The organism is Erythrobacter sp. K21-9, assembly GCF_055808355.1.
This window is the reverse complement of sequence record NZ_CM147866.1, coordinates 685,169-707,779: the sequence shown is the minus strand read 5'-3', so window position 1 is coordinate 707,779 and position 22,611 is coordinate 685,169. Positions and strand designations below refer to the sequence as shown.

Annotated in this window: 12 protein-coding genes, 3 tRNA genes, 3 rRNA genes and 2 pseudogenes; 11 read left to right on the top strand and 9 right to left on the bottom strand. The window is 59.3% G+C overall.

Annotation, left to right across the window (positions count from 1 at the left end; genetic code table 11):
- Positions 1-86: 86 nt before the first annotated feature.
- Positions 87-920: pseudogene (locus AC0L39_RS03550) on the top strand (hypothetical protein); the annotation flags it as partial.
- Between the two features lie 460 nt (positions 921-1,380).
- Entirely contained in the window at positions 1,381-1,947 is a 567-nt protein-coding gene (locus AC0L39_RS03545) for a methyl-accepting chemotaxis protein (RefSeq protein ID WP_473262260.1), read from the top strand.
- A 93-nt stretch (positions 1,948-2,040) separates the two neighbouring features.
- Here the strand turns inward: AC0L39_RS03545 and rtcR are convergent.
- Positions 2,041-3,570, bottom strand: a pseudogene (gene rtcR / locus AC0L39_RS03540) (RNA repair transcriptional activator RtcR); the annotation flags it as partial.
- Between the two features lie 289 nt (positions 3,571-3,859).
- Here rtcR and AC0L39_RS03535 point away from each other — a divergent pair.
- Both AC0L39_RS03535 and rtcA read left to right on the top strand, forming a co-directional pair.
- Positions 3,860-5,095, top strand: a complete 1,236-nt coding sequence (locus AC0L39_RS03535; protein ID WP_473260787.1) for an RtcB family protein — start codon at positions 3,860-3,862, stop codon at positions 5,093-5,095.
- Positions 5,096-5,130: 35 nt separating this feature from the next.
- Positions 5,131-6,153 carry an RNA 3'-terminal phosphate cyclase gene (rtcA, locus tag AC0L39_RS03530; protein WP_473260785.1) on the top strand — a complete coding sequence of 341 codons (1,023 nt, stop codon included), beginning with the start codon at positions 5,131-5,133 and terminating at the stop codon, positions 6,151-6,153.
- On the opposite strand, the gene AC0L39_RS03525 is transcribed toward rtcA, so the two are convergent.
- Positions 6,150-8,021 carry an ABC-F family ATP-binding cassette domain-containing protein gene (locus tag AC0L39_RS03525; protein ID WP_473260784.1) on the bottom strand — a complete coding sequence of 624 codons (1,872 nt, stop codon included), beginning with the start codon at positions 8,019-8,021 and terminating at the stop codon, positions 6,150-6,152. The genes rtcA and AC0L39_RS03525 overlap by 4 nt on opposite strands.
- A 107-nt stretch (positions 8,022-8,128) precedes the next feature.
- Here AC0L39_RS03525 and AC0L39_RS03520 point away from each other — a divergent pair, with 107 nt between their 5' ends.
- Together AC0L39_RS03520 and AC0L39_RS03515 are read left to right on the top strand one after the other, a co-directional pair.
- Positions 8,129-8,389: a hypothetical protein gene (locus tag AC0L39_RS03520; RefSeq protein WP_473260782.1), complete on the top strand. Its 261-nt coding sequence runs from the start codon at positions 8,129-8,131 to the stop codon at positions 8,387-8,389.
- 11 nt (positions 8,390-8,400) lie between these two features.
- Positions 8,401-9,555, top strand: coding sequence for a JmjC domain-containing protein (locus AC0L39_RS03515; RefSeq protein ID WP_473260780.1), 1,155 nt, complete (start codon positions 8,401-8,403; stop codon positions 9,553-9,555).
- On the opposite strand, the gene AC0L39_RS03510 is transcribed toward AC0L39_RS03515, so the two are convergent.
- Complete coding sequence (locus AC0L39_RS03510) at positions 9,556-10,107, bottom strand: pseudouridine synthase (protein WP_473260779.1); 552 nt, start codon at positions 10,105-10,107, stop codon at positions 9,556-9,558. It lies immediately after the preceding gene.
- Positions 10,108-10,601: 494 nt separating this feature from the next.
- Here AC0L39_RS03510 and AC0L39_RS03505 point away from each other — a divergent pair, with 494 nt between their 5' ends.
- A complete protein-coding gene (locus AC0L39_RS03505) occupies positions 10,602-12,779 on the top strand; it encodes a hypothetical protein (protein ID WP_473260777.1) in 2,178 nt (725 codons plus the stop codon).
- Between the two features lie 309 nt (positions 12,780-13,088).
- The gene (locus tag AC0L39_RS03500) at positions 13,089-13,385 is read left to right on the top strand and encodes a hypothetical protein (RefSeq protein WP_473260776.1); all 297 of its coding nucleotides are present in this window, start codon (positions 13,089-13,091) and stop codon (positions 13,383-13,385) included.
- A 492-nt stretch (positions 13,386-13,877) separates the two neighbouring features.
- Here AC0L39_RS03500 and AC0L39_RS03495 read toward each other — a convergent pair.
- From AC0L39_RS03495 to AC0L39_RS03470, 6 genes are all read right to left on the bottom strand, one after another.
- A tRNA-Met gene (locus AC0L39_RS03495) sits at positions 13,878-13,954 on the bottom strand.
- A gap of 115 nt (positions 13,955-14,069) precedes the next feature.
- Positions 14,070-14,185: ribosomal RNA gene (gene rrf / locus AC0L39_RS03490) — 5S ribosomal RNA — on the bottom strand.
- A 134-nt stretch (positions 14,186-14,319) separates the two neighbouring features.
- Positions 14,320-17,110: ribosomal RNA gene (locus tag AC0L39_RS03485) — 23S ribosomal RNA — on the bottom strand.
- Positions 17,111-17,411: 301 nt separating this feature from the next.
- Positions 17,412-17,487 (bottom strand) — tRNA-Ala (locus AC0L39_RS03480).
- Between the two features lie 30 nt (positions 17,488-17,517).
- Positions 17,518-17,594: transfer RNA gene (locus tag AC0L39_RS03475), tRNA-Ile, on the bottom strand.
- A gap of 203 nt (positions 17,595-17,797) precedes the next feature.
- A 16S ribosomal RNA gene (locus AC0L39_RS03470) occupies positions 17,798-19,283 on the bottom strand.
- Together the 16S, 23S and 5S rRNA genes with 3 tRNA genes alongside form the textbook arrangement of a ribosomal RNA operon.
- 606 nt (positions 19,284-19,889) lie before the next feature.
- Between AC0L39_RS03470 and AC0L39_RS03465 the strand changes: the two genes are divergently transcribed.
- The 3 genes from AC0L39_RS03465 to AC0L39_RS03455 all read left to right on the top strand — a co-directional run bounded on the left by AC0L39_RS03465 (position 19,890) and on the right by AC0L39_RS03455 (position 22,583).
- Positions 19,890-20,855, top strand: coding sequence for an oligosaccharide flippase family protein (locus AC0L39_RS03465; protein WP_473260775.1), 966 nt, complete (start codon positions 19,890-19,892; stop codon positions 20,853-20,855).
- Complete coding sequence (locus AC0L39_RS03460) at positions 20,789-21,508, top strand: oligosaccharide flippase family protein (protein WP_473262477.1); 720 nt, start codon at positions 20,789-20,791, stop codon at positions 21,506-21,508. Before AC0L39_RS03465 ends, AC0L39_RS03460 begins: the two co-directional genes overlap by 67 nt.
- Before the next feature lie 85 nt (positions 21,509-21,593).
- Positions 21,594-22,583, top strand: coding sequence for an aspartyl protease family protein (locus AC0L39_RS03455; RefSeq protein ID WP_473260773.1), 990 nt, complete (start codon positions 21,594-21,596; stop codon positions 22,581-22,583).
- The last annotated feature ends 28 nt before the right edge of the window (positions 22,584-22,611 follow it).

Sequence of the window (22,611 nt, the reverse complement as noted above, 5' to 3'; positions counted from 1 at the left end):
GGCTGCGCGGCGTCGCTGCAAGGAAATGGAAAGGATTTTCGTTCAGATCCTTGCAGGCGACACACCGGCCTGGGGAACAAGCCCGCATGAACACGATGACCTTGCAGGATGAGCGCGAAGAAAGCGCGATCCCGGCTTTTGCCGACAAGCCTCGGGCTGAACCTCCAACAAGCATTGCAGATGCTGAAAGCACGAAAGCGCCGGAGAGCTTCCTCGAACGGTTTCAGGCTTTCCGCGACCTGCGCGTAAAGAGCAAGATCAACGCGATTTTCGGGACTTTCTTTGCCGTCCTGTTCGCAATGGGGCTCGTCCTCGCCCTCGGCCTGAGTGAAGTTTACCTGCGCTACCAGACTTCCGCCGAAGTGCAGGACGGCGTGGTTGCTTCAACCGAGCTTCGCGGATCGACAGGCGAGCTTCGCTACAACACCGTGCGGATGATCTTTGGCGAAGAGGCTCAGGCTCTCGATCGCCAGCGCGCCAGCTTCGCCGCTGCACAAGAGCAGCTTGGCGAGGTGGCAAGCGTCGTAACCAAGCATGTTCCCGCGCTCGCCGACAGGCTGGAGCAAAACCGCAGCAGTTTCGCCGAATACAATGCGACCTTCGAGCAATTGCTGGTGAGCCTTGAACGCGAAGGCCGCAGCGAAACCTCCGTTGCGCTGGCTTATCAGCTATCCGATCAGGGCGACGCCCTGTTTGAGCTAGCCGATCAATTTGCCATCGATTTGAGCGGTCAAGCCGCCGAAATCGAAAGAAGCGGCGTCGAGTATTTCTTCACGATGATTACAGTCGTGATTGCACTGGCGATCATTGGCGCACTTATCCTGATTGCCGGAATGGGCTACCTGTCATTCGGATTTTCGCGGCAGATCGCACAGGTCACACAAGGCATGGTCAGTCTGTCCAAGGGAGATCGCAACTTCCGGATCGACGGTGAGGATCGCAAGGACGAACTCGGCGACATGGCCCGTTCGCTCAGCATGTTCAAAAGAGCAAGCAAACAGCTTGAAAAATGGGCCCGCGAGCGCGCTGACCGCGCCGACGAGGAACTTCGCATCGAGCAGGAGCGCACTCGCGAAAGGGAAGAATCGGAGAAGCGCAAGGCTGCATTGCTGGCCGACGTGGCCAGACAATTCGAACGAACGGTCGGTGATGTGGTGGACTCTGTAGGCACCGCCTCGCGTGAACTGCAAAGCACTGCCACCCGGATGGCTGGAACGGCCGAACAGGCCAGCCAGCGGACCAGAGACCTGTCGCAGGACATGGCGGAGGCCAATTCGGGAGCAACCGCAGCCGCCGCGGCAAGCGACGAGTTCGCCCTCTCCATCAACGAAATCAGCCGCCAAGCATCATCGTCAAGCGAGCTCGCACGGCTCGCGACCGATGCGACGGAAGAGGCCGATACGACAATTTCGGCACTGTCCGATCTCGGCCGAACAGGTGGGCCAGATTGTCGAGTTGATCCAGACCATCGCTCAGCGCACCAACCTGCTCGCCCTGAACGCGTCGATCGAGGCGGCTCGCGGTGGAGAGACAGGACGCGGGTTCGCTGTTGTGGCCAGCGAGGTCAAGGAACTGGCCATGCAGACCAGCCGCGCGACAGAACAGATAGCAGAGCAGATAACGGCCATGCAGGACACGACCGGGGCCAGCGTTTCGGCGCTGCGTTCGATCGCTACGCAGGTCAAAGAGCTTGAGACGACGGCTGTCTCCATCGCCAGCGCCGTTGACCAGCAATCGGTCGCCGGTCAGGATCTTGCCCGCAGTATCGATCTTGCCGCGCGTGGAACCGAAAAGGTTGCCGCCCATGTCGACGATGTCCGCGAGCTGTCGCTCTCGACCGGCGCGGCGGCAAGCCAGGTGCTTGGCAGCGCGAACGAACTGGACCAGCAGGCCACCACGCTCAGCGTGCAGGTGGAGGCCTTCATCAAACAGGTTCGCGAAGGCTGAGCCTCTCGCGGTGGCTGCCGCCAAGAGTCAGCTTTTGACCTGTGCCCAATCGAGGTCGAACCGGGCAAGATATTTGCGCAGCCTGTCCGCATCATTGGTCGATGTTCTGGCCTTGCGTGAATTCTTGAATAGCGTCCGGCCAGCCTCGGACAAGCTCCGGCTCCGCCTGCAGATTTCAATCACGTAATCCAGTTGAACCCGGTCGAACGGATCGATCCGTGCCAGCGTGTCTGCTGCAAGCAGCTCTTGAAGCAGACCGGAGTGTTTCACGCTCCGGTCAGCGCCCGACCAGAGCGCTGTCAGCCTCTTCATCTCCTTATCGACTGACAGGCGGTCTATCCGCCCGCTGGGACTGAGCGTAGCCATGCGGGTCACGCTGGCTGCCAGATCGCGGAAATTGCCTTGCCAGAGAGCCGCCGGACTCTCAGCGAAGCGCAGATACGCCTCGCGCGCTTCCTTGTTGAAGGTTACCCGGCTTCCCTCGCGCTCGGCATATCGCTCCAGCTCGTATTCGAGGTTTGGTGCAATGTCCTCCCGCCGCTCCGACAGGCCGGGTAAGGTGAAAGTCCAGAGGTTGAGCCGCGCGAACAGGTCTTCGCGGAACGTGCCGCCCGCGACTGCCGCAACGAGGTCACGGTTGGTCCCGGCGATCAGCTGAAATTCGCTCGAGGCCTCCTTGTCCGAACCAACCGGCAAAAACTTGCCTTCCTCCACCGCACGAAGGATCATCGCCTGCTCGTCGAGACCCAGCTCGCCGATCTCGTCGAGGAACAGCACTCCCCCATCTGCGGCACGCAACAGGCCGGGCCGGTCCTGCACGGCGCCGGTGAATGCGCCCTTCTTGTGACCGAACAGCGCGGACATCGCGCTGTCACCCGTTAGCGTAGCGCAATTCACCTCGACGAAGGGCCCTGCGACCTGGTGGCGCAGCTTCTTCAATTCATAGGTCTTGCGGGCAAGCTGGCTCTTGCCAGCGCCAGTCGGTCCCATGAGAAGAATGGGCGCGGTCGAGCGGACGGCAACCTGCTCGATCTCCTCGATCATGCGGTTGAAGCCGGCATTACGGGTCTCGATGCCGCTTTTCAGAAAGCTGGCGCTTTCCGCGCTCGCGCTGGCAAAGCGGCTGGCGATAGAGTCGTAGCGCGACAGATCCAAATCAATCGACGCCCATGTGCCAAGAGGCTGCGACATGCCCCGTTTGGGCTGGGTCTGGAGCAGCTTGCCCGGCAGGAACCGCGCCTCTGTCAGGAGGAACAGGCAGATTTGCGCGACATGCGTGCCGGTCGTGATGTGGATCAGGTAATCGTTCGAGCCAGGATCGAACGGGAAGTCGCGCGAGAAATCGAGCAACTTGCCGTACACTTCCTCAAAGTCCCAGGCGTCATCGAATTCGATGAGGCGCTCATCGACCTCGGTTTCGGGCGAGACATCGGCGATGTCACGGACCACTTTGTCGGCAAGGCGCTGATGCTGTTTGGCGTGGAGCAGCACGAAGCGGTCCACCCGCAGGTCTTCCTGCATGCAGATGCTGACGGTGGGGCGCCACTTGCTCCAGCGCTCCGGCCCGAATTTCGCCGCATCGAGCGTTGAACCCAGAAAGCCGATGACAGTGACAGGTTTCATATCAAAGTTATCTTATTATATAATCTTTGATATATCTAGATAGCTTTTTCCAATCATCCTGTATGAAGCCGATCGCACAAGAATCCAGTTTTTCAATTGTTTGCCAATAGCTTAAAGACCTCATGCGCTCGCCGCATCAAGTTTGGCACACCAGATGCAACGATAATTCCGCCGGGCACGTCGAACGCCCGGTACAGCGCGGACTGGGGCGGCCGGAATGGGCCGACCGCCCCCGAAGTCCTTCCCAAGGGCCGACAGGCTGAGGAAACGCGCTACAGAGGAATTCGAGATGGAACACACTTACGAATACACGCATGTCGATGGCGGTTCTCCGATCAAATCGTGGACGCGCGGCGTCCCCGTCGACGACAAGGCCCGCGACCAGCTTGCGAAGGCGGCCAAGATGCCGTTCATTTTCAAGCACGTGGCAGCCATGCCCGACGTTCACGTCGGCATCGGTGCGACCGTTGGATCGGTCATCCCCACCAAGAGCGCGGTGATCCCGGCGGCTGTGGGCGTCGATATCGGCTGCGGAATGATGGCGGCGCGGACCTCGCTCATGGCGAGCGATCTTCCCGACAACCTTGCAGGCATCCGGTCCGCAATCGAAGCGGCCGTGCCGCACGGGCGGACGTCCGGGCGCGGTCGGCGCGGATCCAGCCGCGACAAGGGTTCATGGGGCGAGCCGCCTCAGGCCGTAGTCGATGCCTGGGCAGCTCTCGCGGTCCGGTTCGGCAACATTGTCGCCAAGTATCCGCGCCTCAAGAATGCCAACACGGTCGTGCATCTCGGCGCGCTCGGGACGGGCAACCACTTCATCGAGCTGTGCCTTGACCAGGACCAGCGCGTGTGGGTGATGCTCCACTCGGGCTCGCGGGGCATCGGCAATGCAATCGGACGGTTCTTCATCGAACTCGCCAAGCAGGACATGCGCAAATGGCACATCAACCTGCCTGACGAAGACCTTGCCTATTTCCCGGAAGGGACCGACCATTTCGACGATTATGTCGAGGCGGTCGAGTGGGCGCAGGACTTTGCCAAGCTCAACCGGAAGGTGATGATGGCGAATGCGCTCGATGCACTGCGGAGCCAGATCGCCAAGCCCTTCGATGCGGAATGCGAGGCGGTGAACTGCCATCACAACTATGTGACGCGGGAAAACCACTTCGGCGAAAACGTGCTCGTCACCCGCAAGGGGGCGGTCCGCGCGGCGAAGGGTACGCTCGGTATCATTCCGGGTTCGATGGGCGCGAAAAGCTTCATCGTGCGCGGCCTTGGCAATGCGGAAAGCTTCGATAGCTGCTCGCATGGTGCAGGCCGGGTGATGAGCCGGACACAGGCGAAAAAGCTGGTAACGCTCGACGAGCATATCGCTGATACGGCAGGCGTCGAATGCCGGAAGGACGAAGGCGTAATCGATGAGACGCCCAAGGCCTACAAGCCGATCGAGGCGGTGATGTCGGCCCAGGCCGACCTCGTCGAGATCGTCCACACCCTCAAGCAGGTGGTGTGCGTGAAGGGGTAACCTTTCGCGGGCATCACCTGCCTTTTTAGGACGCAATGATGATCACTATCGACGGAGCAAAGGGCGAAGGCGGCGGGCAGGTGCTGCGCTATGCGGCGGCATTGTCGCTGCTCACTTCCCAGCCCTTCACCATCCGCAATATCCGCGACGGGCGGCAAAAGCCCGGCATGATGCGCCAGCACGTCACCTCGATCGAGGCGGCAAGCGTCATCGGCAATGCCGAGGTCAGCGGGCTTGCCGTCGGCTCGGGCGAGCTCACCTTTCATCCCGGCGCGGTTGCAGCTGGCAAATACAGGTTCGCGGTAGGCACTGCGGGCAGCACCGGGCTCGTGCTCCAGACGATCCTCGTCCCGCTTTTGCTGGCAGAAGGCCCTTCGCGGCTGATCATCGAGGGCGGCACGCATGCAATGGCAGCCCCGCCCTTTGACTTCCTCGCAAAGACATTCCTGCCGCTGATCGAGCGGATGGGTCCGCAGGTTACCGCCACACTTGAGCGGCATGGATTTTTCCCGCGCGGTGGCGGCCGGATTGTCATCGATATCACGCCTGCATCCCTCGCCCCGGCCGAATGGACCGAGCGCGGGGAGACGCACTCCGTGAGCGCAGAGGCGATCATCGCTGGCGTGGCCTTCGACGTGGCTGACCGCGAGCTTAAGGCAGCGCGCAAGGTGTTGTCGGATTGGCCCGAAGACGCTTTCAAACCGCGCAAACTCCCAGCGGAAGAAGGGCCGGGAACCGCGCTGATGCTTTCGGCTGAGTTTGCCAATGTCACCGAAGTCGTATCGGGCTTCGGCAAAATGGGCCTGCCAGCAGAAAAGCTCGCCAAAACGGCAGCCAAGCGGATGGCGGGATATCTCGCGGGGGATGCTTTTGCGGGACCTTACCTGCAGGACCAGCTGCTTCTACCGATCGCCATGGCAGGTGCAGGCGCGTTCACGACTGTAAAAATCAGCGAGCACACCCGCACGGCGATTGAACTGATCGAACGGTTCACAGGCCGCGCCTTCACCATCAGCGAAGGGCGTGACGGCGCAAATCTTGTGGAATTGCGGTCCTAGGCGTCTTCAAGCGTTTCCAGCTGCTCGCCGAGGCCGAGCCATTCGGCCTCGGCGTCATCGAGCTGCTGCGAAAGCTCGGAGCGCTGTGAAAGAAGCTCGCTCATGGGTTTATCCGCCAGTCCGGATGCGGCGTTGGCGGGTTCATACGTTGCCTCATCGATCGCGCTGCGCTCGGATTGCAATTTCGCCATGACCTTTTCGACCCGCGCGAGTTCCGCACGGACACTGCGTAGTTCTGCGCGGACTTTGGCGGATTGGCGGTTCTTCGGCTTTTTTGTCTTGGCGTCGCGGTCTTTCCTCGGCTGGTTGAGGCCCAGCACGAGGTCGATGTAATCTTCCATGCTGCCGGCGAATTCTTTCGCCGTGCCGTCATCCACAAGGACAAGCCGGTCGGCGCTGAGTTCAACCATATGCCGGTCGTGGCTGATCAGGATGACCGCGCCGGAATAATCGTTCAGCGCCTGCACCAGAGCCTCCCGCGCATCGACATCAAGGTGATTTGTCGGCTCATCGAGGATCAGCAGATGCGGCGCATCGCGGGTAATCAATGCCAGCGCGAGACGCGCACGCTCTCCGCCTGAGAGCTTGCCGACCTTTTGCGTCGCGCGGTTGCCGGAAAAACCGAACCTCCCCAATTGCTCACGCACTGCAGAGGGCGGCCTGCCCTCCATCGCGCGGGTCATGTGTTCGAGCGGGGTCTCACCGCCTTCCAGCTCTTCGACCTGATACTGCGTGAAATAGCCCACTTTCATCTTGCCCGGCGCGTTGACCTCTCCCTCCATAAGCGGCAGCTGCGCGGCGAGCAGGCGCGCGAGCGTGGTCTTGCCGTTTCCGTTGCGGCCCAGCAGCGCGATCCGGTCATCGGGTTCGATGCGAAGGCTCACGCGCCTGAGCACCGGCTGTTCGGGCACATATCCCACAGCGGCCATATCCATCGTGATCATCGGCGGCTTGAGTTCGGCGGGATCGGGGAAATCGAAGCTCAGGGAGGGATCTTCCATCAGCGCGGCTATCGGCTGCATCTTCGCCAGCATCTTTGCCCGCGATTGCGCCTGCTTGGCGGTCGAGGCACGGGCACTGTTGCGCGCGACGTAATCCTGCAGCTTGGCGCGCTGCGCCTCTTGCGATGCTCTGGCTGCCTCGAGCTGCGCTGCGCGTTCGGCGCGCTGCTTTTCGAAGCTGTCATAGCCGCCAGGATACAGCGTCAGCCTCCCGCCCTGCAGGTGAAGGATATGATCGGCGACCTTGTTCAGCAGGTCACGTTCGTGGCTGATGACCAACAATGTTGCTGGATAGCTCTTGAGGAAGTTCTCGAGCCACAATGTCGCCTCGAGATCGAGGTGGTTTGACGGCTCATCGAGCAGCAGCACATCGGGCTGCGAAAACAGCAGCGCGCCCAGCGCCACCCGCATTTTCCAACCGCCAGAGAAACTGTCGAGCGGTTGGCGCTGCATCTCCTCATCGAAACCCAGCCCGATCAGGATACGCGCCGCGCGCGATGGTGCGCTGTAGGCATCGATCGCGAGCAGGCGGTCATGAATATCGCCGAGCCGGTCCATGTCGGGGCAGTTTTCGGATTCTTCCAGCAGGGCCGCTCGCTCGGTATCGGCGGCCAGCACCACCTCTTCGGGCGTGACCGATCCGCTCGGCGCGTCCTGCGCGATATAGCCGAGCCGCAGCTTCGACGAGCGGTTGATTGCGCCTTCATCGGGTTCGATTTCTCCGATCAGCGCCTTCATCAGAGTCGACTTGCCCGCACCGTTGCGGCCGATCAGCCCGACGCGCGCACCCTGCGGGATTGCAGCGCTCGCATGTTCGAGTATCGGGCGGCCGCCAAGCCGGACAGTGACATCAGCGATGGTTAGCATGGCGGCGCCTCTAGCAAGTCTCGCGCGGCTGCCCAATGCCCTTGTTGAATTCGCTGCGGTCAAAGCCCGGCACTTGCATCATCGCTGCAAGCGTCTAGCGCCGTGTGATGGACATGGAACATCTGCTGCAACGCTATTTCGGCACCACCGACCTTGCCGAGGTTCAGGTCGATGCGATCCCGGCCGCGACCGACCGGATGCTGGTCGATTTCGGGCTCGAGAAAGATCCCGCAAAACGGTTCGCCCTGTGGAGCCTCCTGTACATGCTGGACGCCGCCCCTGACCTCGACGTTGCTTTCAAGGACGAGGCCGACCGCGAGGCGGCGCGGAATTTCATGGACCTGATCGCGGCGGCGGGGCCACAATAGAGGCTGGCGAAATGCACTTTGCAGACTTCGACGAGGACGCCTTCCTGCGTGATTACTGGCAGAAAAAGCCGCTGCTGATCCGCAATCCGTGGGCTGACTGGCACAATCCCCTCGAACCGGACGAACTGGCAGGTCTTGCCTGCGAACCGCATGTGGAAGCGCGGCTGATCTCTCAGGCTGAGCGCGATTACGCGCTTGAGCATGGACCCTTGGCCGAGGATCGCTTCGATCAATTGGGCCAAGCCGTGTGGACCCTGCTGGTGCAGGCGGTCGATCACCACATACCTGCTGTTGCCGCGCTGCTCGATCCGTTCCGCTTCATCCCGAACTGGCGGATCGACGACGTCATGGTCAGCTATGCGACCGATGGCGGGGGTGTGGGCGCGCATTTCGACCAGTATGACGTTTTCCTTATTCAGGGTCTCGGACGGCGGCGCTGGCAGCTTGGCGGACTGTGCGGGGACGATACCAAATTGCTCCCGCGTGACGATTTGCGCCTGCTCGCAGAATTCGAGCCGGTCGAAGACTGGGTGCTGGAGCCCGGCGACATTCTGTATGTGCCGCCCCGCATTGCTCATCGCGGAGTTGCGGTAGGCCACGATTGCATGACCTATTCGGTCGGTTTTCGCGCGCCATCGCGCGCCGAGTTGATCGAGGCATTCGCGCAGGACTTGTCCGAAATGGCCAGCGACGCGGACCGCTACAGCGATCCTGACCTGTCCGCGCAGGCCAATGCCGGCGAGATCTCGCAGGCCTCGCTGTCGCGCCTGCACGCAATGGTCCTGGACCGCCTTGGTGACGAGAAAGCCTTCGCGCGCTGGTTCGCAACCTTCGCCACCTCGCCCAAGAATGAGCATATCGACTGGCAGCCCGAGAATCCGGCCAGCCTGGATGCAGTCTCCGAGGCGCTCCGGTCCAAGCCATATCTGCTGCGCAATCCAGCCAGCCGCTTCGCATTCATTCGTCAGGCCAGCGATAGTGTGCTGCTGATGGTCGACGGGGAGTGCACCGAATGCAGAGGAGAGGTTACCGGGTTTGCGGAGCGCTTGTGCGCCTCTCCCCGGATCAAGACCGATTCTGAAGACGCCGCGTCGCAATTGGTGGCAAACCTCATCCAAGACCTGATCAATACAGGTGCCATCGCCTTCGAGCGCGAAGAGGACTGATCAGGAAACCTTCGCCTCCGACCAGGTGCCCGGCGGGACGCCTTCGAGATTCCATTCGCCGATAGACCAGCGGATGAGGCGCAGTGTCGGATAGCCGACCGCAGCGGTCATCCGCCGGACCTGCCGGTTCTTGCCTTCGCGCAAGGTAAGGCTGATCCAGCTATCCGAAACCGATTTGCGAACCCTGATCGGCGGATCGCGCGGCCAAAGGTCCGGATCGGCGATACGCTCTGCCTGTGCAGGCCGCGTCATCCCGTCCCTGAGCCGCACCCCGGCGCGCAAGGTCTCCAGCGCAGCATCATCCGGCTCGCCTTCGACCTGCACAAAGTACGTCTTCGCAAGTTTGAAGCGCGGGTCGGCGATGCGGGCCTGCAATTTGCCGTCATTGCAAAGCAGCAGCAGGCCCTCGCTATCACGGTCGAGCCGTCCTGCCGGATAGACCCCCGGCACTTCGATGAAATCGGACAACGTCTGCCGCTTGGTCGGGCTTCCCCGGTCGGTGAACTGGGACAGCGCGCCGTGCGGCTTGTTAAAGAGTATGAGGAGCGGCATCCGCGGACCATTGCCGCATCTCGCGCCAAGTCAAGCTAAGGCTTGGCCCTGAAGGGGGGCTGAACTCAGCCGGCCTGCGCCGAATCATCGCGGCGCCGGAATGGTCCTGTCCGGCCAGGCCCCATGCACGATTGACGTCGGCGAAATTGCATAATTCCAGCAGGATAGGCGTGCGCCAGACATGAATTGAACGCGAACCGCGTCAAATGAGCTTTGAACGCAGCTCGCGAGCATCCCGAAATCCGCGCATACAGCCCATTTCTTTGTTTAGTTCATTGTTAATAATGAATAAACTCGGACGAACTCGCTGGATGTAAACAGAGTATTACTTTCGAGCTAGCCACTCGGCCTGTCTTGTTTTCAGCACGGAATCAGATCATTTGACGCCGGTGGAAGACAACTCGCACGCCGTTAAATCTTTTTAATGGATTGGTAACGAAAGGTGGCCTTATTCACGCCACAAATCACCGATCCAAAAAAGAGAAAACGGTCGCATGAAAACTCCCCTATGGGTGCTCGCCTCGGGCGGCACCGCAACCCTTGCTGTCGCTCTCGCTGCCCAACCGGCAGTCGCCACGAGCATGGTTTCGCCCAATGCGGCGCTCGCTGCGCTGGTGCAGTCTACCAGTTCGTTTGGCATCGGAGCCGAGATCGAGATGATCAGGCACCACCATGTGCGGTCCAATCCCGGCGGCAGGAAAATCGCGCTCAGGCGTCCAGGTGATCGCGGGACGATCGTCGGCGGGCCTTCAGCTCAGGACGGTTTTGTTTACTGGCGTGTCGACTTTGCCAGCGGCGAAGACGGCTGGATTCCGCAGCGTTATCTGAAGATTTCGGGAGCGCCCGCTCCGTCTCCATCTCCGACGCCTACTCCGACACCGACGCCAACGCCTACACCCACTCCGACCCCAACTCCGGCGCCTACTCCGACACCCACTCCGACACCGACACCGACACCGACACCGACACCCACGCCAACGCCTACTCCTGCGCCCACTCCAACACCCACGCCCACGCCCACGCCCACGCCCACGCCGCCGCCGTCTTCGACCGGCCCAATCGGCGATACGGCGTTCGTGAACCCGGACGACGGGAATATTCCGGATCGGGCACAGCACCCGAAGGCATTCCCGACCGCGCTGGGCTTCGGCGCGCTCGCCAAAGTTCGCTCACCCAATGCGGTGGTCTACAAGATCAACAGTCTCGAGGATTCTGCCGATCCGGGCGACGGCAAGATAACCTATCGTGAGTGCGCTCAGGCGCGGATGATTACCTCGCCTTACGCGATTCCTGCCGGTCGGCCACGCTACTGCGTGTTCGAGGTTTCCGGCGCGATTCTGATGCAGGGACCTGCTCCGATCGAAGTCCCGCACATCTATATTGCGGGGCAAACCTCGCCCGGCGGGATCGAGTTCCGGCTTGGTAAGAACTACAACCCGGTGGATTCCCTGATCGACAGCCGCAGAGGCGGCCATCACGTTATCGTGAGGCACATCCGGGCTCGTCTCGGTGAGCATCCCAATCGCAAGTCCGATAACGGGGATGCGATCCGCTTGAACTCGACCCACTATCAGATCCTCGACCATGTGTCGGCGATGTACGGCACGGATGAAAGTGTCGAGGCGAGCTGCCAGAATTGCACGGTCCAATGGTCGATTATCGGCCCGAATATCTGCCGCGATGCGGGCCACAGCTCAGCGCTCCACTGCAAGACCTTCTTCCTTAAGCCGGGTCACAATGCGACGCTTGCATACAACCTGTCTCAGCACGGCATCCAGCGCGGCATCAACATTGCGCCGGGCCAATGGCCGTTCATCTATGGCAAGACCTCGCAGGCCGATATCGTCGGTAACTTCGTCTACAACTTCGTCGAAGAAGGCGGACTGGTGTCCAACCAATACGCCAATGTCTACGCGAACTACATGTCGAACTCCTATTTCGAGGGCGCACGCTGGAATGAAAAGAACGGGAATTACCAGACCGCTCTCTATTCGAACGCCGACAGTTTCGGCCATGGCTTCTCGATCTATTCGAACGGTAATGTGAGCCCATATAACTCGGATCCCAGCCAGTTTCGGGCTGGATTCGGTTTCTTCAAGGGCACCGCGCCTTCGTCGATCTGCGGCATCAATTCCTCTGGCACGCGCAACTGCTCGACGACGGGTCTGGGGGTTATCCAGAACTCTGTAAGGGTAACCGCACCCGACGCGCCGCAGAACTGGCTGCCTGATTGGGCTGTCGTCGATGCCAAGCAGGCTCAGCGTAATGTCCTGACATTCGCAGGAGCCGAGCTTTGCCGCGACGGATCTTGCAGAGACAATGTCGATGACATGTTCGTCGAGGACCTCCAATCTTGCGACCGCGCACCCCGCCTGTTCGCAGACAAATGGACCTCGACCGCTGCCGATACTGGCGGATATGCGCGCCTCTCGAGCACTGGCGGTGCATGGCCTGACAGCGACAATGACGGGATGCCGGACATCTGGGAAATCCAGTACAACAGCACCAACCCGTATGTCTGGGACGCAAACGATGATCCGGACGGGGACGGCTACCCCAATATCGAAGAGTATCTCAACATGCTTGCCAACGATCATGCGCGGTATCGCGGCATCTACAATGCAGGCGACGCAGCGCTCCCGCCGCACAATTGCGGCAAGCCGCAGCGTTAAGCGGGTTCGCGGTATCCGGGCGGGACGGGCGAAAGGCACCTGTCCCGCTCATTTTGCCCCAGACCCAAGGTGGTCCGCGCCTGCCTTGGCTTCTCGATAGCACGATCGAGCCCCTGCGGCCGCAGGCTTCTCGCGACTTACACGCTACAACCCGGGATCGACAATGCAGCCTGTCTGAGCCGCGCTGGACGTCACCCGCGAGGGGGATCCGTCGGTGAAGCGGATCAACGCGCCACGCAGCGCCCTCTTATCCCGCCTTGCGCCGAAATTGCCGTGTCCGCACGGAACATTCCCGAGATGCGGGGCTCGATGCAAAGCACTCCGCCACCGCCGAGCAGCGATGTGTGGGCGGCTGAGGCGGCGCTTACAGCCCGACGCGTTGCTCTGGCATATCGCGATGATCGCGATGTCGACCCCTTGCGCGCAAAGCTTCCAAAGCCTTCAGAGACATTCGAATACAGCAAGGCAGATGGCAGCGTGGCCGGTTACATGAAGCAGCGCCTCGGCCCTGAATTGCATGGGATCGCAGGCAGCGGCTTCACCGACACGACACTGACAGTCATCCGCAGGCGGCAGGTGGCCTATGGCTGCGAACCTCAATGCTGACGGATCGAGGATGAAGGCAGCTGCGTCGACGCGCGGGGCGGCGTCCCAATGTGAGGATGCGCCTACAGGGCTAGCGGCTGGACGATCGCCGAATAGCACTCATCTTTGCGCGCACCTCGCAACCGATAATGTAACGCGCAAATGCAAGTCGCCGGAACGCTTGCAGAGCTTCGCTCAAAGGACAGCGCATGCGGCCTCATTGGTGCGCCTGGGTATATCGGAACTCCGGCGCAAGTGTCCTGCTGGCCCAGATCCGCGTGAGCGATTTATCGGCCAAGACTGCCCTACCGTTACACCAGCGTGGGATGTCCTCGCATTGGGCTTCCTAGGCAGAGCAGGAGTCGATCGCACGGTCTTCAACGTGTCTGTCGGCTCTTCGCCGAAACCCGATCTCGCCCGTTGCAAACTGCTTTCCAGTCGCCTCGAGCAGCCACGACAAAAAGCCCCACTGGCTACAGTGAGGCTGAAATGTCTGTATTTTCAAAGAGACGGTGGTTGCGGGAGTTGGATTTGAACCAACGACCTTCAGGTTATGAGCCTGACGAGCTACCGGACTGCTCCATCCCGCGGCACCGTTCGTGACGCCTGCTGAGCCTGAGCTCCAGAGACGCCAAAAGGGCCAACCCGTAAGGTTAGCCCTTTGACTTATGAATGGGTTTTCCCGCGCATCCGACAAGCTGCAATGCCTGGCGACGACCTACTCTTCCATGCCTTAAGACATAGTACCATCGGCGCTGTCTGGTTTCACGTACCGAGTTCGAGATGGGATCGGGTGGGTCACAGACGCTATAGCCACCAAGCAATGAAGCTTGTCGGAAATGCGGGTTTAAATCGATGTGCACACAATCAGGGTGCAAGTGTTACTTGGGCGTATCTGGCTGGAGAATTTCTCCAACGAAAGACCTATTCAGGCCTGTCATTGACAGTGCGAACTCTCAAGCGCGATATGAACTATTAGGACTGGTTAGCTTCACGCATTACTGCGCTTCCACACCCAGCCTATCAACGTCATGGTCTATGACGGTTCGAAGATACCTAATCTCAAGGGAGGCTTCCCGCTTAGATGCTTTCAGCGGTTATCCCGTCCATACATAGCTACCCAGCGGCACGCCTGGCGGCATGACTGGTACACCAGAGGTATGTTCACCCCGGTCCTCTCGTACTAGGGGCAACTCCTTTCAAGTATCGACGCCCACGGCAGATAGGGACCAAACTGTCTCGCGACGTTCTGAACCCAGCTCACGTACCACTTTAATTGGCGAACAGCCAAACCCTTGGGACCTGCTCCAGCCCCAGGATGTGATGAGCCGACATCGAGGTGCCAAACGATTCCGTCGATATGAGCTCTTGGGAATCATCAGCCTGTTATCCCCGGCGTACCTTTTATCCGTTGAGCGATGGCCCTTCCACGAGGGACCACCGGATCACTATGACCGACTTTCGTCTCTGCTCGACTCGTCAGTCTCACAGTCAGGCAGGCTTATGCCATTGCACTCTCGCAGCCGGTTTCCAACCGGCCTGAGCCTACCATCGCGCGCCTCCGTTACTCTTTAGGAGGCGACCGCCCCAGTCAAACTACCCGCCATAGAGGGTCCCTGGTCCGGATAACGGACCTAGGTTAGACATCAGAAAACAACAGGGTGGTATTTCACAGGTTGGCTCCACTCGGACTGGCGCCCAAGTTTCAAAGCCTCCCACCTATTCTACACAGTTCTTTCCTAATGCCACTCTAAAGCTGCAGTAAAGGTGCACGGGGTCTTTCCGTCTAACCGCGGGTACTCCGCATCTTCACGGAGAATTCAATTTCGCTGAGCATATCCTGGAGACAGTGGGGAAGTCGTTACGCCATTCGTGCAGGTCGGAACTTACCCGACAAGGAATTTCGCTACCTTAGGACCGTTATAGTTACGGCCGCCGTTTACTGGGGCTTCAATTCGGAGCTTGCACTCCTCCTCTTAACCTTCCAGCACCGGGCAGGCGTCAGACCCTATACGTCGTCTTGAAGCCGACTTAGCAGAGTCCTGTGTTTTTGATAAACAGTCGCTACCCCCTGGCCTGTGCCCCCCGCTAAAAGTTGCCTTCTAACGGGGCCTCCTTCTTCCGAAGGTACGGAGGCAATTTGCCGAGTTCCTTCAGGATACTTCTCTCAAGCGCCTTGGTATACTCTACCTGACCACCTGTGTCGGTTTCGGGTACGGTCTATATGAAGAGGCTATTTCCTGGAACGACTTGGCAGCATGCCCAATCCAATAAGGACACACTACTTCCGCCATCCGTCACACATCTTCAGGCCCACGAATATTAACGTGGTTCCCATCGACTACCCCCTTCGGGCTCGTCTTAGGGGCCGGCTTACCCTGCTCCGATTAGCGTTGAGCAGGAACCCTTGGTCTTTCGGCGAGAGGGTATCTCACCCTCTTTATCGCTACTCATGTCAGCATTCGCACTTCCGATATGTCCACCGTCGGTTACCCTTCGGCTTCAACCACTTACGGAACGCTCCGCTACCGCTCATAGTAAACTATGAACCCTAAGCTTCGGTGCATTACTTTAGCCCCGTTACATCTTCGCCGCAGGAACCCTTATTTAGACCAGTGAGCTGTTACGCTTTCTTTAAAGGATGGCTGCTTCTAAGCCAACCTCCTGGTTGTTTTGGGATTCCCACATGCTTTCCCACTTAGTAATGACTTGGGGACCTTAGCTGTAGGTTAGGGCTGTTTCCCTTTTGACGACGGACCTTAGCACCCGCCGTCTGTCTGCCAGACAAGACTCGATGGTATTCGGAGTTTGGTTAGGTTTGGTACCGCTCGCGCAGCCCTAGCCCATCCAGTGCTCTACCCCCATCGGCATACATCTGACGCTCTACCTCAATAGATTTCGCGGAGAACCAGCTATTTCCCGGCTTGATTGGCCTTTCACCCCTAAACACAACTCATCCGATAATTTTTCAACATTAAACGGTTCGGTCCTCCAGTGCATGTTACTGCACCTTCAACCTGGTCATGCCTAGATCGCCGGGGTTCGGGTCTAATCCAACATACTCAGTCGCCCTATTCAGACTCGCTTTCGCTTCGCCTACACCTAACGGCTTAAGCTCGCATGCTAGATTAAGTCACTGACCCATTATGCAAGAGGTACGCTGTCACCCCCTATGGGGCTCCAACTGCTTGTAAGCATCCGGTTTCAGGTACTGTTTCACTCCCCTAATCGGGGTGCTTTTCACCTTTCCCTCACGGTACTGTGTTCGCTATCGGTCATGTACGAGTATTTAGGCTTGGAGGGTGGTCCCCCCATGTTCAGACAGGATTTCACGTGTCCCGCCCTACTCAAGTCCTTTTCTAGTCTTTTCGCATACGGGGCTGTCACCCGCTATGGCCAAACTTTCCAGAATGTTCTGCTAATAATAGAAAAGGCACTGGCCTGGTCCCGGTTCGCTCGCCACTACTACGGGAATCTCGGTTGATGTCTTTTCCTCCGGGTACTGAGATGTTTCAGTTCCCCGGGTTTGCTTCACCAAAGCTATATATTCACTAAGGTGATACCTTATCCACCTCTCTCAGCCTGCGCGAACGCAGAGTGAAAGAAATGGTGAAGGTGGGTTTCCCCATTCGGAAATCGCCGGATCAAAGATTGCTCACATCTCCCCGACGCTTATCGCAGCGTGCCACGTCCTTCTTCGCCTGTACATGCCAAGGCATCCACCAAATGCTCTTACCTCACGCTTGAGAATCCACACCATCAACGACAGGTCTGCATAAAGTCCTGTTCGTCTTCACGATGGTGAGGAGAAATTATCTCAGCCAGATAATCAATTTGATTGATTTTGTGATGGTATGCGCCGCCATAGATCACGAACCCGAAGGTCCGCACCTTTGCGACGATACCGCCACGGCATCGATTTAAAAACCCATTCACAATGTCAAAGTCGGCGACAAATTCGCCTGACCCGCCGAAGCGGGATCTGCTTTCTTTTCATCCTGGAGAAATATGTTCGGCGCTCCTGCGGTAAACCGCGGTGCGCTTGTCTGGTGGAGCCTATCGGGATCGAACCGATGACCCCCTGCTTGCAAAGCAGGTGCTCTCCCAGCTGAGCTAAGGCCCCTAAGACCCAGACAATAACTGGCCGAATATCTGGTAGGTCCGAGTGGATTTGAACCACCGACCTCACCCTTATCAGGGGTGCGCTCTAACCAACTGAGCTACGGACCTACACCGCCTCGAGCGGCGTTAAGGCCGCGAGGGGCGTGAGCCGGCTCAGGCATTTGCACCACGCACAGCTTTACAGCTGCCCGTAGGCAATCTCCAGTGATGAAAGGACATGAGGACGACGGCAATGTTCTTTGAAAAGTTGCGAAGCACTTTCCGGGACGCAAACCGAAGTCTGGCCCAGACGCTTTCGCATCAATCCTTAGAAAGGAGGTGATCCAGCCGCAGGTTCCCCTACGGCTACCTTGTTACGACTTCACCCCAGTCGCTGATCCCACCGTGGCTAGCTGCCTCCTAAAAGGTTAGCGCACTATCTTCGGGTGAAACCAACTCCCATGGTGTGACGGGCGGTGTGTACAAGGCCTGGGAACGTATTCACCGCGGCATGCTGATCCGCGATTACTAGCGATTCCGCCTTCATGCTCTCGAGTTGCAGAGAACAATCCGAACTGAGACATCTTTTGGAGATTAGCTTGCCCTTGCGAGTTCGCTGCCCACTGTAGATGCCATTGTAGCACGTGTGTAGCCCAGCCTGTAAGGGCCATGAGGACTTGACGTCATCCCCACCTTCCTCCGGCTTATCACCGGCAGTTTCCTTAAAGTGCCCAACTAAATGATGGCAACTAAGGATGAGGGTTGCGCTCGTTGCGGGACTTAACCCAACATCTCACGACACGAGCTGACGACAGCCATGCAGCACCTGTCACTAGGTCCCCGAAGGGAAGGAATCTGTCTCCAGAAACCGTCCTAGGATGTCAAAGGCTGGTAAGGTTCTGCGCGTTGCTTCGAATTAAACCACATGCTCCACCGCTTGTGCAGGCCCCCGTCAATTCCTTTGAGTTTTAATCTTGCGACCGTACTCCCCAGGCGGATAACTTAATGCGTTAGCTGCGCCACCCAAGCTCTATGAGCCCGGACAGCTAGTTATCATCGTTTACGGCGTGGACTACCAGGGTATCTAATCCTGTTTGCTCCCCACGCTTTCGCACCTCAGCGTCAATAACTGTCCAGTGAGTCGCCTTCGCCACTGGTGTTCTTCCGAATATCTACGAATTTCACCTCTACACTCGGAATTCCACTCACCTCTCCAGTATTCTAGCTATCCAGTTTCAAAGGCAGTTCCGGAGTTGAGCTCCGGGATTTCACCCCTGACTTAAATAGCCGCCTACGCGCGCTTTACGCCCAGTAATTCCGAACAACGCTAGCTCCCTCCGTATTACCGCGGCTGCTGGCACGGAGTTAGCCGGAGCTTATTCTCTAGGTACTGTCATTATCATCCCTAGTAAAAGAGCTTTACAACCCTAAGGCCTTCATCACTCACGCGGCATTGCTGGATCAGGGTTTCCCCCATTGTCCAATATTCCCCACTGCTGCCTCCCGTAGGAGTCTGGGCCGTGTCTCAGTCCCAGTGTGGCTGATCATCCTCTCAGACCAGCTATAGATCGTCGACTTGGTAGGCCGTTACCCCACCAACTATCTAATCTAACGCGGGCCCATCTAAAGGCGATAAATCTTTGGTCCGAAGACATTATCCGGTATTAGCTCAAATTTCTCTGAGTTATTCCGAACCTAAAGGCAGGTTCCCACGCGTTACGCACCCGTGCGCCACTAACCCCGAAGGGTTCGTTCGACTTGCATGTGTTAGGCATGCCGCCAGCGTTCGTTCTGAGCCAGGATCAAACTCTCAAGTTTGTGTCACATACTAAGCTGGCACGGTCCGAGGACCGCTGACCAACTAGGCATGAGCTTCAAGGAGCCGATTACCTGCTGTCAAACGTAATGGATACGAATGAACATGCATCATCAGTGCCGAGCGTGGTGCCCGACAAGGATGTGGCAATCGGCTTCATTTAACCGGTTACTGGAGCCTTGAGGTCCCCAGACCGGGCGCCGTCGCCCACATGTCCCTTCATCAAAAACTAACAATGTCAAAGAGCCAACCAACATAAAGAAGCGGACAGCAATGGTTTCCCCGACTTAAACCGGGGGACCGGCTATCCGAATATGTTGGCGACCGAGTGCTGCGAGCCGGTTGAAACCGTCATCGCCGCGTCGGTGGAGCCCATCTAGGCGGGGTCGGAGATTCGGTCAACGCCTTTTTGCAATTTTATTTCAAATCAGCGCATTTTTCGCAGAATCCCGCGGTTTCCCGCCTTTACGTGCCAGTCAGAAGTGGGGTTTTGTCGCCTCGTTTCAAGGGGCGATTAACGATGAAAACCCGCTTTGGCCGGTGATTCAGCGCTGAATCGGTGAAACGCGCCGACCAAATCTTCACCATTTAAGCCTAGCGCACCCTCAATGGACGCAAAGACGCCCGATTCCGATTCTCGCGCCGCCCTTTCGGCCAGCGAGTCGCAGCCGCTATCGGATTCGCATCCGGTAGCGGGCGCGCAGACTCGGCCCTTATACGAAAGCGGCGATAGCGGCTTTGCCGCGCGCGTCCGGTCGGCGGTCGCATGGCGGTGGGGTACGCAGGTAGCCGCCCAGATCATCACCTGGACTTCGACCATCATGGTGGTGCGCCTGCTCGAGCCGACCGATTACGGCCTGTTCGCGATGAGCCAGGTGGTACTGACCGCCCTCGCCTTCCTCAATGGTCAGAGCTTCGCAACCTCGATCGTGCAGACCGACCGTATCGACGAGCGCCGAATCGGCCAGATCTTCGGCATGCTGCTGCTCTCCAACGTTAGCCTCGCCGTCATCCAGTTCATCGCCGCGCCCCATGCTGCCGCCTATTTCGGTGAGCCCATGGTCGCCGAGCTGCTCAGGGTGCAGGCGGTCATATTCCTCACCATTCCCTTTATCGCCCTGCCATCGGAGTGGCTGGCGCGGCAATTGCAGTTTCGCAGGCAGGGACAGGTCAACATGGCCAGCGCGGTTGTCGGCGCGGTGCTTGCGCTCGCTTTGGCGTGGGCCGGCTTTGGCGTGTGGGCGCTGGTGTATGCGCCGATTGGCATGTTCGCGACGCGCGCCATCGGCCTGACCCTGGCGTCGGGCTTGCGCGTGAAGCCGGTGTTCGATCCGCGCGGGGCATGGGACATGGTGACGTTCGGCGGCACATTGACGCTGTGCCAGCTGTTCTGGATCATCCAGAGCCAGAGCGACATCGTGATCGCAGGCCGGTTGCTGCCGACCTATGACCTTGGCCTCTATTCGGAGGCGCTGTTTCTCACCCTGATCGTAACCGGTACCGCTTCATACCGCCGATCAATGAAGTCGCACTCGCCGCCTATTCCGAACTGCACCGGGCGAGCAAACCGCTAGGCCCCTATTTCCTGCGCACCGCACGCATGGTGATGATGGTGAGCGCGCCTGTATATATTGGCCTGTCGCTGACAAGCGAGGCCGCGATCCTGACCCTGTTCGGAGAGAAATGGGCAGGCATGGTTCCGATCGTCGGCGGGCTCGCGCTCGTCATGCCCGCATTCGCGCTGCAACTGATTTGCGCGCCGGTCACCAATGCGATGGGCCGCCCCCGCATCTACCTTTTCACCGCGATTTGCGGCGCGATCATCATGCCGAGCGCATTCCTGTGGGGCGTTAGCGGCGGTTTCTTCAATGGCGACAACCGGACGATGGGACTGGTCCATGCCTGGTGGGTCGCGGCTCCGCTGCTTCTCACCGTCACGCTGGCGATGACATTGCCCCGCATCGGCGTCTCTGCACTTGCCCTGCTGCGAGAGCTAGCGCCCATTGCACTGGCCTGCGGAGCGATGGCGATGGCGGTAACATTCGCGCAGCAATTCGCCCTTCTCGGCGCGCCGTGGCTGGATCTGGTCCGCAGCGCAGCGATCGGCGCGGGCGTCTATGCAGCGACATTCCTCATCGGATTTCGCCCGCTCGTGCAGGAGACGTGGGAGCTCTTGCGCAACCACGAGCGGCCTACTGCAGCGCCCGCCGCCGGTAGCGCCTCGTAAGCTGCCCGTAGAATTCCCGGCCCAGACCATTTGGGACTTGCCGCTTCGTCTGGTATCCTCGCCCGACTTGGGAGAGAATTAGTCAATGCCGAAAATCTGGTCCTTCGCCGCCGTGCCGCTGGCGCTCACTGCGTCAGCCGCCCTGGCCAATGCGGTCGAGCCGCCGATCAAGGCCTTGCAGGAGCAATCGATCGCTCCCGATTTCGGTAGCCCGTCGACCGAAATTCTCGATCTTGAGGAAGAGCGCAATCGCCGGATCACCATTCCCGTCACCATCGAAGGCGCCGGGCCGTATGATTTCATGATCGACACCGGCAGTCAGGCAACTGCTGTCACGCACCAGATCAATCAGAGCCTGGGCCTGGAGCTGCTCGACCGCGCGCAACTGGTCGGCATGGCGAGCGTCCGGCCGGTCGATGTGGTCGAGGTCAACAACCTCGTCGTGGGCAAGCACACGATCCATAACATCAACGCGCCGGTGCTCAACCGGGCGCATCTGGGCGCAGACGGGATTATCGGCCTCGATTCCCTGCAGGACTTCCGGGTGCTGATCGACTTTCGAAACGAAACGATCGCGCTCCAGGACATGAGCCAGAAACATTCGCGCGCAGGGTTCGAGATCATCGTGAGGGCGCGGCAGAAACTTGGCCAGTTGCTGATCACCGATGCTCTGGTCGAGGGAGTGCGCGCGACCGTCATCATCGACACCGGCGCGCAGGCGAGCCTTGCGAACAATGCGCTGCGCGACCGCCTCCGGGCCAAACGCTCGCAGGAAGTCACCACGATGGACGTCAACGGCGTGACCATGATCGGCGATCTTGCCTATGTCCGCTCGCTCGAGATCGAGGGGCTGTCGCTGGTCGATGTACCGCTCACTTTCGCCGATGCACCGGCATTCGAGGCGCTTGGCCTCAAGGACAAGCCGGTCCTGTCTCTGGGCATGCAGCACCTGAAGATATTCGACCGGGTGGCGATCGATTTTTCGAACCAGCGGATCCTGTTCGATGTGCCGCGCGACGTCGCGCGGGCCATGCGGCGCGCCAATCAACGCAATTATTCGGCGCCGCGCCGATAGCGGCCAAATACAGGGCGCACCTTGCCCA